This is a genomic window from Subtercola sp. RTI3 (genome assembly GCF_035018625.1).
GTDB classification, from domain to species: domain Bacteria; phylum Actinomycetota; class Actinomycetes; order Actinomycetales; family Microbacteriaceae; genus Subtercola; species Subtercola vilae.
On record NZ_JASJXO010000034.1, the window covers coordinates 1 to 12095 of the forward strand.

Below are 12095 nucleotides of genomic sequence, written 5' to 3' on the forward strand. Positions count from 1 at the left end.
AGATGTGTATAAGAGACAGCCGGGGTAGCGCGAAACGACGCGTGGTGAGCGGTTGAACTCGATGACGGGGGTGCTGGGTGCGGCGCCACCGAGTCGTTGCAGTGGAACGATGCAGATCGCGGTGTCGCCGAGCACCACGACGTCGGCACTGGTGAGGGTGGTGCGGGCGACCTGTTCGCCGCCCATCAGCAGGCCGTTCGCCGAATTCATGTCGATGATCTCGACGTTCTCGCCGATGTTGATGCGGGCGTGGCGTTTGGATACGAGGGTGTCGCTGAGGCGTACGTCGATGCCGCGCTCGCGGCCGATGTAGCTCGAACCGAACGGCAGCTCGAACTCAGTGCCGGCGTCGGGGCCGCTCAGCACGCGCACGGTCGCAGCGGCGGGGCCACGGCCCGAGCCGGGTGCGTCGAAGTTCTCGCTGTACTGGCGGATCTCGACCACGGAGCCCGAGCGAAAGCCCGACTCGAGCAGGTTCGAGGTGGGGTCGGTCGGCGTGCCCGTGCCGGGCTGTGCCTGCGGCCGGATGCGTACGGCGTTCGTCGGGTCGGCCACGAAGAGCGCCTCGGCGATGTTGCTGACGCTGGTGGTGGCGTCGGCGGTGACGGCGAGGTCGACCTGGCTGCCGCCGGGCCGGGTGAGGGTGATCTTGATGCGCATGGGTCAGGGCCTGCCGGTGGGAGGTGCGGATGGGGATGCGGCTGCGGGTGCGGCCTCGTCGAGCAGCGCGAGATCGGCTTTGGTGACGAGGCGGGAGAGAACGGCGTACTCCACGAGGCGGGCGCGCCGGTTGGTGGCGAGGGCGCCGACTCCGCCGCGGAGGCCGTCGACTCCCGCGCGATTCAGCTTGTCGCAGACGTTGTCGAGTTTGCGATTGAAGCGGCTGAGCACCCAACCGAGGCGCTCGGCGGCGGCCGCAGACGAGGGAATCTCGCTCGTGCCCGACCCGTCGCGCCGCAGCATGGGCTCGGCCAGTGCCACGATGAGCAGGCGCTGAGACGCAGTGAACGCGATGGCGCCGACCGTGGTCGCCCCACTGCCGTCGGGTGTGGGCGACGAGTCGATGAACGGGGGCGCAGAGGTGTGCACACTGAACTCGTAGCTCGTCGGCCCGGCTGTGAAGACCACGGTGGTGAGCCGGAACACGAGCGGAAGCCGCGCGCCCGGAGCCAGCCACGCCTGCACGGTGCCCGACGAATCGGTGACGGTGGCCGACAGCCGCGACCCCACATTGCGGAGCCACCAGAGGCCCTCGCTGAAGTCGATCTGCAGAAAGTGGCGGTGCAGGTACTGGTTGTCGTCGATGTGCAGGTCGGCGTCGCGGCCGATGTTGAAGGCGGTGGCGGGGTCGAGGGCGAACCATTCGTCGCAGAACTCGATGCTCGCGTCGTTGCTGGCGCTCCCGGAAGGGCCCACCGTCTCTGGGGTGCCGGCGACGCTCACGGTGCGCACGCCGTCACGGGGTCTGACGCATGGCCATCGGTGCGGCGGATGCTCACCTCGACACACACCTGCCCCGATGTCGGTGCGGGCACGGTGACCGTGGGGTCGGGTGTCGAGGCCAGCTTCGGCTCTGCGCCCGGGGTGACGACGCCCCACAGGTAGACGTCTCCGGCTTTGGGAGCCGGGTTCGCCCATGTGAAGACCACCCCACCCGCGCCCGCGGTGCTGGTGAGACCGGTGGCGGGGGAGACGGTTTCGGCGGGAGCGATGTTCACGGGGGCATCCGGTGCCGTGCTGGCCTGGGCAGCTGGGCTTCCGTTACCCGCGTTCACGGCGAAGACGATGCCGAGCACGGCGAGGACGACCACGACGGCCGAGGCGCCGATGATGACGGGGAGGGCGCGCCGTCTCGGGGGTGCGGCCGTGGTTGCGCCGTGCCCGGGGGCGTGCCCGGGGGTGTGGCCGGGGTTCGGAGCGCGGTGCACGGTCTCTTCGACCGCCGGGGCACCGGATGCGGCGTCGTGGGGTGAACCGAAAGGGAGGCGGGGTGCGGGTGAGAGACCAGGTGAGGTGCCGGTGCCGAAGCCCTGCCCGGATGCGGCAGTGGTTGCGGCGCTCGCCGCGGCGCCGGAACGCAGCTGAGTGGCGTCGACGGGTGGAACGGCATGGCCAGCAGGTGCCGCTGACCACCCCTGAGCGGGCGCGGGCGGCGCATGCGAGGGGCTTGGCTGACGGCCGGAGGAGGTGTTGTGGGCCGTCGGGTCGATGGTGACGATGCCGCGAATGCGGGTGTTTCCGTCGTCTTCCTCTTCTGCTGTCTCGGCGGGCAGGGCGTCGTCGAGTACATCGGCGGGGGTGACCGAGAGGCTCAGCTCGAGCTGCACCTTCTGGAGTGCCCGGGCGAACTCGAGGGCCGAGGTGAAGCGGTCGGCGGGGCGTTTCGCCATGGCGACGCGCAGAATCTGTTCGAGCGATTCGGGAACGTCTGCGCGGCCGGTGGGCTGCAGTGCGGCCGACTGGATGCGCGCGATGAGGTCGATTCCCGCATTGGCGCCGCCCGGCACCTCGAAGGGTGTGCGGCCGGCCAGCAGCGTGTAGACGGTCGCGCCGAGCGAGTAGATGTCGGCGGGTGAACCCGAGGCCGACACGGCACCGAACACCTCGGGTGGCGACCAGGGAATCGACATGCCGACGGTCTCCTGCTCGGCACCGGCACCCCCGGGCCCGCCACTGCCACCCTGGCCGTCGCCCCCGCCCACGAGTGCCACCGAAATGCCGAAGTCGGTGAGGGCGGGGCGATTGTATTCCGTTGTGAGAATATTCGCTGGTTTGATATCGCGGTGCAGAATCCCGGCGCGATGCGAGGTCTCGACGGCGCCGGCGACCTGCACTCCGATGCGCAGAACCTCGGCCACCCCGATCTTCTCGCGTCGATAGCGGGCGCCGAGGTTCGGGCGCGAGCAGTACTCCATGGCGAGGTAGGGGCGGCCGTCGGCCGAAATGTCGGCCTGGTAGATGGTGACGATCGACGGATGCGTCGACAGTTGTGCCATGAGGTTCGCTTCGGCGTCGAAGCTCTCACGAGCACCATCGGTGAGGGTTTCGGGCAGCAGCACCTTGATGGCGACGCGGCGGCGGGGCATCCGTTGCTCATAGAGAAACACGTCGGCAAAGCCGCCGGAGCCGAGCAGTTCGATGTAGCTGAAGCCCGCAATCTCGGGCGGCAACGAGGGTGGGCGACGTGAACTCACGAGAGGCCCTCAAAGGTGAGGGTGATGCCGTCGCCGATGTCGATGAGGTCGCCGTTCAGCACGAGTACAGGTTCACGCGGGGTGATGCGGGCGGGCGGAGTGCCGTCGCGGTGCAGCACGGAACCGTTCGTCGTCGCAAGGTCGACAGCGAGCACGTGCCGACCCTCGGTGCGCACCTCGAGGTGGTTGCGCGAGATGTCTTGTTCGGGGCTCGGAACGGTGACGAGCGTCGGCATGCGGTCGGCGTCGACGCGGTTCGCGCGGGGGCGTCGGCCCACGATGAGGGTTCGGTCGAGGGCGAAGATGTCGCCCGTTGAGAGCACTATGCGTCCGGTTCCGGTGCCGGATGCCCGGGGGTCTGGGCCCGTTGTGCTCGGTTGCTCGCCATCGGTAGCTGCAGTGGCGTCGGACGCGGCGTCACCCGCGGCGCCCAGTCGGCGCAGGGCGTCGAGCTCGCTGACGGTCACGGTCATGCCGTCGTGGTCGTCGTCGGTGGAGCCTGTCGGCAGTGCTGCTGCTCTTACTGCTGCTGCTTGTGCTGCGGGTGCTTGTGCTGCGGGCGAGGGTGCCCGTGCCGGCGAAGGCGGGGCGGGCGTGCGGTTCGGGGTGACCGAGACCGGGGCGGGAGCGCCGACGGCGGCGAAACCGGGCACACGGTCGATGAGACCCGTGGCGGGCGGGGCTGTCCACTCCGATGGGGGGCGGTTCGCAGGCGGTTCTCCTACCGCAACGGGTTGCGGTGCGGGTTCGGAGGCTCCGTCTTCGTCTTCTTCGTCGTCGATGTCGCGAACGGCCGCGGATTCGACCGACTTGACGACGGTGGCACCCCACAGGTGGTCGTACGCCTCGTCGGGAATATCTGTGCGGGTGTGGCTCAGGTCATCGTCAGGATCCGATGTCTCCTCGATGGCCAGCGCAATTGCTGGCTGAACTCGGGGGGCCGAAGCTGGAGCTGGAGCAGGTGCAGGTGCAGGTGTGGGTTTAGGTAGGGCGGCGGGCGGATCGCTCACGACGCCAGTGAGGGTGATACCCACCGCGTCGGTGAGAACGATGCCGTCGGAGATGGCGAACCAGTCACCGGTGCGGTGTGAGGCGGCGGGGTCTGAAGCGGGAGCACCGACCGAGAGTGTGAGGGCGGTGGCAGAGGAGACGACGCGTTCGCTCCAGGTGGTGATGTCGGCGCCGGAGACATCGAAGGAGCTTGGGGTGCCGCTGGCAGGCTCGGTGGTGCTGACGCTGATGGTGAGGGCGCCGCGCACGGCGAGCCGAACATCCGGAGACCCGCCTGTATCTGCAGCCCCGCCAGTATCTGCAGCCCCGACGGGAACGGCGGTCGGGCCGAACGTGGCGACGGCGAACGGGGGGATGGCAGCGAGGCCGGATCCGAAGGCACCCGAGAGCGATTCGAGCACGGCACCGAAACCGCGGCCGTCGGCCAGAGCGTGCCACACCTGCTCGAGCACGTCAGGAGAGACGCTGGGGGGCAGAAGGGCGACTCCGTGGCGAGTGACGACGGCGCGCCAGGTGCCGGGGAGGTACCGCAGATCGGGCATCAGGTGTTCCTTCCGGCGCCAGCTGCCGCCCGCGGGATGGTGTCTTCGTCGCGGGGCTCGTGACCGTCAGACGTGGTGGGGGCGAGCGGGGGCGGTGGGGCATCCGGAGTCGAGTCGAACGCATCGACGACCACAGCCGTCAGATTGTCGCGGCCGCCGCGCAGCAGGCTCTCGTGAACGAGGCGGGTGGCCGCGGCCTGTGGGTCGGCTTCGGCAAGCAGAATGCGGGTGACTGCGTCGTCTTCGAGTTCGCCCGAGACGCCGTCGGAGCAGATCATGATGCGGTCGCCGGGTTCGACGGGCACGAGCCAGTAGTCGGGGCGCGAGTCGCCGCCGCCGCCGAGGGCCCGGGTGATGATGTTGCGGCCCGGATGCGCGGCTGCCGCTGCGCGGTCGAGTTCGCCCTCGTCGACGAGCTCTTGAACCACCGAGTGGTCGACGCTGATCTGCTCGAGAACGCCGTCGTTGAGGCGGTAGGTTCGCGAGTCGCCGAGGTTGAAGACGAGCCAGTAGGCGGCGCCTTCGTTCGATGCCAGCGCGACGCCCGAGACGGTGGTGCCGGCGGTGCGCGGGCCGGTACTGGCGATGGCGAGAATGGCGCTTCGCGCGCGGTCGAAGGCGAGGCGGAGTTCGGTGGGGGTCACCGAGGCGCTGCCCGCCAGTGAGGCGAAGGCGTCGACGGCGAGGGCGCTGGCCACTTCGCCGGCTTGGTGGCCGCCCATGCCGTCGGCGACCAGAAAGACGGGAAACTCGGCGAAGAACGCGTCTTCGTTGGTGGCGCGCTGCAGGCCGACGTCGGTGGCGGCGCCCACTCGGGTTGTGAGCGAGTCGAGGGCGAGCGACTCGGGGGCTCGGGATGCACTCACGAGGCCTCCTCCACCTGAAAAGATCGCGTGCCGATGCGAACCGTGTCGCCCGCGCGAACGGTGAGCGGTTCGCCCGAGACGAGCGGCAGGTTTCGGCCGCCCTGCACGAGAACGGTTCCGTTGGTGGAGCCGCGGTCGACGATCCACAGGGTCGGCGCGGTGGCAGAGAACCCGAAGGTGAGGTGCGTCTTCGAGACCGAGGCTGCGTCGCCGGGTACGCGCACGATGAGGGGATCGGCGCGGCGGGGATCTGTGCTGCGGGGATCGGCGCTGAGGGGATCGGCCCTGGGGGTGGCTTCTGGTGTCGAGGGTGCGGATGCTGGGGCGGCTGGGGCGATCGGGTCGCGACCGAGCACGCCGGGCCGGTCGACGACGAAGAGCTCGCCGCTGTCGAATCGGAATGCGAGGCGGGGGGTGGCCGGCGTGACAGGGACGGCGGGGAGCCCGGCGGTCGGGGCCGCGGCGACCGCAGCTGGCCGGCGCAGGTCGGCCAGGCGGGTGCTGTCGACGTCGAGGTCGTCGAAGGCGTCGACCACAGCTCCGAAGCGAGCGTCGCCCGTCGTTTCGGGCGGCACCGGGGTGGAGGCGAAGGCACCGGGGGCGGGCGGTGGGGCGATTTCGTCGGGACGCGGTGCTGGGGCGAACGCGGCTGCCGGTGGCGGTGGGGCAAAGCCGGGCACGCTCGCGATGAGGGGAGCAGGCGACGGTACCTCTGGCGGCGAGAAGCTCACGGCCGGTTCGGCTTCGGCGGGCAGGGTACTAGCGGGAGCGGGAGCGGGCACGGGCAAGAGGCCGGGTGCGGGGCTGGCGGCCGGAGGCGCGAAGGCCGACGGGTCGGTGGCGGGCGGCGCGAGCAGCGGGTTGCGGCCGCGGCGCACATCGATGACGAAGGTGTGGGCGACGCGGTCGTGCCAGCCGCGGTTGAGTCTCTGGGGATCCCAGAGGGGAGACAGGTAGACGACGAGCTGGCCGATACCGAAGACGAGACTGGCGGCGAAGACGATGATGTCGCGCAGGAGCATCCGGAGCAGCCCGGGGGTCGTGGGGCGGTCGACGCTGACAACCCGGAGGCCGGTGAGGAGTTTGCCGAAGCTGTAGCCCAGAAAAGCCTGCATGAAGAGGCTGGCGAGGGGGTAGAGGTAGGCGCTCAGAATGACCAGCACGAAGGGCAGGCCGGTGATGCTGACGCCGCCCGAGACGCCGCCGCTGGCTGCCGTGCCGCCCGAGGTGCCGCCGCGAAAGCCGCCGCCGACAGCCACGATGATGATGACGAGAAGGGTGATGACCCCGCCGAAGACGCCGTCGAGGGCGAACGCGAGGATGCGCCAGCCGTAGTTGCCGGCCAGAACGCCCGGCTCGCTGCCCTCGCCGGCAACGTCGGTTGTCGGCCACGACGCACCGGTTGCCCCACCCGCTACCACCGCATCCGCAGGCGCGAGCGGGGAAGTCCCGAGCGCGGTCACCCGTGTGCGCGACGAGACGGGAGTGCCACAGGCGAGGCAGAACTGCGCGTTGGCGGGCACCGGAGAGCCGCACTGCACGCACGGCTGCGGCCCGGCGGCCGGCGTCGCGGGGGGCTGGGCATTCGTCATGACTGCTTCTTTCCGTTCGACTGTGCGGCCCGGCGCCTGGCCCGGAACGACCGCAGCGACAACCGTGCTTTCAGCCGACGCCAGCGACTCTGCGACCCCGTCATGCTTTCGACGATAGCGTCAACTTCGTTCCAGAAGGTCGAGACGTCGGCGGCCGAGGGCTCGCCCGGCCCGAACACTCCGTTGTCGGCGCGCTGGGCGACATCGATCACCGAGACGGTCGGATACGTGTCGGCGAGGGCCACGGCGCCCTCCCGCCGGGTGATGCCAGGCGGCAGGAGCGTGCCGAGGTCGCTTGCGCGGTCGACGATCTCGTCCCACCCGCCGCTCAGCCGATCGGCGGCCCGTGCGGCCGTCTCGCGCCGCCGCCGGCGCCGCAGCTTCAGCGCCCCGATGACGACGAGCGGGGCGATCAGGATGAGCAGCAGCAGCAGTCCACCGCCCGCGGCGAAGTACACATAGGTGGGAATGCCGGCCGCGTCGGGCTGCTGGTCTTGGTCGGAGTTGTCGGTGCGGACATCCGGCGGCAACTGGGCGGGCTCCTGCGGCGGGGGCGGCGGCTGCAGCACCTGCGCCTTGGGGTCTGATTTGGGCTTCGGTGCCTCGGCGGTGGGCACCTGGTCTTTGGGCGGCGTGGGGTCGAACGCGACCCAGCCGCTCGAGGCGAAGTCGACCTCGACCCACGCGTGCAGGTTGTCGCCCGTGATGTTCTGGGTGGCGGATGCCCCGGCATAGGTGTCGGGGTAGAACCCCATCACCACGCGGGCAGGCAGCCCGAGCTCCCGCACCATCAGGGCCATGGCCACCGAGTACTGTTCGTCGTCGCCGACCATCTGCGCGGCGGCGAGCAGTGCGGCGATGCGCTCTTCGCCGTGGCCGGCGCGGGAAGTCGCTTCGCCTTCGAGGCCGTGGCTGAAGAAACCGCCCTGGCTGAGGCTGGTGGCGATGTTGCGCACCTCGGTGAGTGGGTCGCTGGCGTCGCCGGCGTACTTCGTGGCGAGGGTGCCGATGTCGTCGGGAACACCGGTCACCTTCGGCATCGTCAGTTTCGTTGTCTGCTCGCTCTTCAGCTGGTCGTCGCTTGGTACAGCGGGGATGGCGACGTCGGCCGTGTAGGTGTCGCCTTTCTGCAGGGAGTCGGTGGTGAGGGCGACGCCGGTGGCGGCGTTGTAGTGCAACGTGGTGGTGAGGGCTGCGGCACGGGGGCCGGTGAACTGCAGGGATTCGAGCGAGCCGGCGTCGGGCATCCAGACACCGGTGAGGTCGCCGATGGTCACGTTCAGCGTGGCGTGGGTGGCGGTACCGGCGGCAGTGCCCGGAACCTCGCCGCTGATGCGTTGGAACGTGCCAGAGGCGGCCGAACCGTCGCCCGCCACGCTGTAGACGATGCCATCGTACGCGTCGAGGGTGGCGAGGCGGATGCGGGCGTTGTCGGGCAGGCCCTCGACCGAGAAGAGCACGTTCGACTTGTCGTCGCGCACGTATTTGCGAAACGACACGAGAGGGCTGGCGTAGTTCTTGACGTCGAGGGGTGGGTCGATCTGGTCGCGGAGAGCGTCGCGGGAGGCGGGGGCGCCGATGGCTCCGCCGGCGACGGCGCCGAGGGCGAGGGCGACCACCACGAGGCCGGCGCCGCTGGCGAGGCGCACGGTGCGAACGCTGCGGGCCGTCGCGGCGGCTTCGGGGCTGAGGGCGTCGGCTGCACTGCCCGCTGTGGCACCGCGGCGGTTCGCGCGAGTCTGGTTTGCCTGGGCCGGCCCCGCGCCCGCCTGGTTCTCGGCCGCACGCAGTTCAGCACGGCGCCACGCCCACCAGACCAGCGCGACACCCGCGAACACCAGGCCCTGGATGACCGGGGCCGCCGCATCGCGCGTGCCGAACACGATCGCGGTGACGAACAGCGCGGCAGCCGGAACGAGGGCCCAGGCCGCCCGGCGAACCAGTCGCAGCGCGAAACTGCCCGCCAGAACCGTGGCGACGAGCGTGGTGAGAAAGGGCACGATGAGCACCGCGGGAAAACCGCCCACCGGTATCTGCAGGGTGAGCACGTCTTTCCACGAGAACACGATGCCGAGCGCGAGCTGGCGAACGGTGTCGACGGTGGGAACGATGCCGCCGAGGGTCGACGCGGGCACGGCGAAGGCTCCGCCGAACAGCAGGTAAGCCAGCAGGGTGGCGGCGAGCAGCACGAAGAGGTTGAGGGCGAACCGGGCGCCGAGCACGGCGATGACCAGGCCGAGAACGAGGCCGCCGGCCGCGGCGACGAGGTAGCCGGTGCCGCCGAACGCGGGGCCGAAGCCCACGATGCCGGCCGCGAGGAGGGCCACCATGGCGGCGAGGTCGAGGGCCCAGCGCCAGGCCGGGCGGGTGGCCGTGGCGGGGGCGGCAGGGCGGTTCGCCATCAGCTGTTCACCCGCCGAAGCGCCGCCGGCAGCTCGTCGAGCGCGCCGATGGTGAGCAGCGTGAGGTCGCCGATCATGCGCCGCGACACCGCAGCGCCCGGCCGGCAGCTCACCGCGATGATGCGCACGCCGAGCGGAATGTACACGGTGGCCGCCTGCAGCTGCGTGGCGGTGACCTGCGCTCCGAACATCAGCACCGCGACCGACGCGTCGGGTACCTGCTGGCCGGCGACCTTCGCGAGGTGCACGATGGTGTCGCGGCGTTCGGTCTGCTCGAGGCTCGACAGGTCATCCAGAAGCCGGCGACCTGTTTCGGAGTGCAGAGTGCTGCCCTGAACCATGACCGTGACGTCGCGCTCTTCTTTCAGCGCCTGCAGCCCGAGTGAGCCGCACGACGAGATGGCGAGCTCGAACTCATCGGCGGTGGCGTAGTCGGCGGCATTGGTCGAGAGGGCGAGCGCGAGGTGCGAGCGACGGGTCTCTTCGAACTGCTTCACCATGAGAACGCCGGTGCGGGCCGAGGTCTTCCAGTGGATGTTTCGGCGGTCGTCTCCCGGCACGTACTCCCGCAGGGCGTGAAACGAGACGTCGTCGCTCGAGAGCACCCGGCTGGTCTGGCCTTCGAGGTCGCGAATGAAGCCAGCCGAGGTGCCGTCGATGCGCACGGTTTGCGGATGCACGAACAGCAGTTCTGGCTCGGTCCAGCGAATCTCCCGCCGCAGCAGCCCCAGGGGGTCGCCGCGAACCGATCGCACCGGGCCCACGGTGATGACGGCCCGCTTCGCCGTAGGAATGCCGAACAGATCGTCGTGTTCAGCGCCCGGCACGAGCCGCGGCACCTGGAACGACGCGAACCCGCCGCCCACCGGCAGCTCGACGCGCGACGGCAGCAGCGCCCGCGTCGAGGCGTTGCCCACCACAATGCTGCCCACCGCCCGCGTGCCCACAACCACACGGTTCGCGGCGAGGTTGAGCGTCACTGAGTACGCCGACCGGCCCACGATGAAGATCACCGACAGCACCAGAGCGGCCAGCAGGGCCCCGCCCAGCACGGTCAGCTCGAGCCAGCCGAACGCGCGGCCCACCACGAGGGCGACGATCGCAGCACCCAGTACGGCCCAGCCGAACCCCGACACGACACCGAGCACGCCGCCGACGACGGGTGAGGCGTGCTGCCAGGCTCCGGATGCCCCGGCCCGCACCCTCGGCACGGCCACCTTCACCACGGTGAGCCTGCCCACGGCCGCGCCACCGGAGCGTACCCGTACGGCCAACGCCCCGCGCGCGGCGGCGAACCGTGCGGCGCCCGCCGCCGCCGCCCCGGTGCGGGCCGTATTCGTGCGCGCCGAAGCTCGATGTGAGCGGGCCGGCGTGGCTCGGTTCCGAGGGGGTCGCGTGTCGGTCATGAGGGGCGTCTCGGGTCAGGTTCGGGTGGTTACGATGGGCAGCGGAGCGCGGGTCTCAGACGGCGACCGACTGGCGGGCCTGCGGCGCGGCAACATCGGCGAGCACGCGGGCGAGCACCTGCTCGGCGGTGGTTCCCGAGAACTCGGCCTCCGGGTCGAGCACGAAGCGGTGCACCCACACGGGAGCCGCCAGCTCTTTGATGTCGTCGGGCAGCACGAAGTTTCGTCCCTGGGCAGCCGCCCAGACTTTGGCCGCGCGAATGAGGGCCATGGCACCGCGAACGGAGACGCCGACGCGGCTTTCGGGGGCATCCCGTGTCGCTTCGGCGAGCTGAGCGGTGTACCTCAGCACGGCGCTGTCGACGTGCACGGTGGCGGCGAGGTCGGCCATGTCGGCCACGGCGGCGGTGGTGATGACGGGGCTGAGCTTCGCCGACGAGTCGCGAATCGAAGCACCCGCCAGAATCAGTTCGGCCGAGGCGAGGTCGGGGTACCCGATGGAGGTTTTGATCAGAAAGCGGTCGAGCTGGGCCTCGGGCAACCGGTAGGTGCCGGCCTGCTCGATGGGGTTCTGGGTGGCGATGACCAGGAACGGCCGGCCGACGTCGTGCGTGACGCCGTCGACGGTGATCTTCGACTCCTCCATGACCTCGAGCAGCGCCGACTGGGTCTTCGGCGACGCGCGGTTGATCTCGTCGGCGAGCACGATCGAGGCGAACACCGGGCCCTTGTGAAACTCGAACAGGTGCGAGTTCTGGTCGTAGATGGTGACACCGGTCACGTCGGAGGGCAGCAGGTCGGGGGTGAACTGGATGCGCTGGTGCGAACCCTGCACGGTGGCCGCGATGGCGCGGGCAAGCGACGTCTTGCCGGTTCCCGGCGCGTCTTCGAGCAGCACGTGGCCTTCGGCGATCATGGCCATGATCGTGAGACGAATCACGTGCGGCTTGCCCAGCACGGCCTGGCCGACGTTCTGCACGAGACGGTCGAAGGTGCCGGCGAACCAGGTCGCCTGCTCGGGGGTCATTGTCACAGGGCTGCTCTTCTCTCGGTCAGATGTGGGGGTTCTGGATGCACGTGCC

9 protein-coding genes are annotated in these 12095 nt (G+C 70.2%); all 9 read right to left on the bottom strand.

Features of this window, described 5'->3' with window-relative positions; all coding sequences use genetic code 11:
- A partial coding sequence (locus QN358_RS12590; RefSeq protein WP_323512587.1) for an FHA domain-containing protein occupies positions 1 to 660 on the bottom strand: 660 nt, incomplete at its 3' end.
- Between the two features lie 3 nt (positions 661 to 663).
- Positions 664 to 1443, bottom strand: a complete 780-nt coding sequence (locus tag QN358_RS12595) for a hypothetical protein (protein WP_323512610.1) — start codon at positions 1441 to 1443, stop codon at positions 664 to 666.
- On the bottom strand, positions 1440 to 3194 hold the full coding sequence (locus tag QN358_RS12600; RefSeq protein WP_323512588.1) for a serine/threonine-protein kinase: 1755 nt from the start codon (positions 3192 to 3194) through the stop codon (positions 1440 to 1442). The genes QN358_RS12595 and QN358_RS12600 overlap by 4 nt, the downstream gene beginning before the upstream one ends.
- Positions 3191 to 4747, bottom strand: coding sequence for an FHA domain-containing protein (locus QN358_RS12605; protein ID WP_323512589.1), 1557 nt, complete (start codon positions 4745 to 4747; stop codon positions 3191 to 3193). Before QN358_RS12605 ends, QN358_RS12600 begins: the two co-directional genes overlap by 4 nt.
- On the bottom strand, positions 4747 to 5613 hold the full coding sequence (locus QN358_RS12610; RefSeq protein ID WP_323512590.1) for a PP2C family protein-serine/threonine phosphatase: 867 nt from the start codon (positions 5611 to 5613) through the stop codon (positions 4747 to 4749). The genes QN358_RS12605 and QN358_RS12610 overlap by 1 nt, the downstream gene beginning before the upstream one ends.
- Positions 5610 to 7205: an RDD family protein gene (locus QN358_RS12615; protein WP_323512591.1), complete on the bottom strand. Its 1596-nt coding sequence runs from the start codon at positions 7203 to 7205 to the stop codon at positions 5610 to 5612. Before QN358_RS12615 ends, QN358_RS12610 begins: the two co-directional genes overlap by 4 nt.
- On the bottom strand, positions 7202 to 9607 hold the full coding sequence (locus tag QN358_RS12620) for a transglutaminase-like domain-containing protein (RefSeq protein WP_323512592.1): 2406 nt from the start codon (positions 9605 to 9607) through the stop codon (positions 7202 to 7204). The genes QN358_RS12615 and QN358_RS12620 overlap by 4 nt, the downstream gene beginning before the upstream one ends.
- On the bottom strand, positions 9607 to 11013 hold the full coding sequence (locus QN358_RS12625; RefSeq protein ID WP_323512593.1) for a DUF58 domain-containing protein: 1407 nt from the start codon (positions 11011 to 11013) through the stop codon (positions 9607 to 9609). Before QN358_RS12625 ends, QN358_RS12620 begins: the two co-directional genes overlap by 1 nt.
- Positions 11014 to 11068: 55 nt before the next feature.
- Positions 11069 to 12046: an AAA family ATPase gene (locus tag QN358_RS12630; RefSeq protein WP_136642950.1), complete on the bottom strand. Its 978-nt coding sequence runs from the start codon at positions 12044 to 12046 to the stop codon at positions 11069 to 11071.
- Positions 12047 to 12095 lie beyond the last annotated feature (49 nt).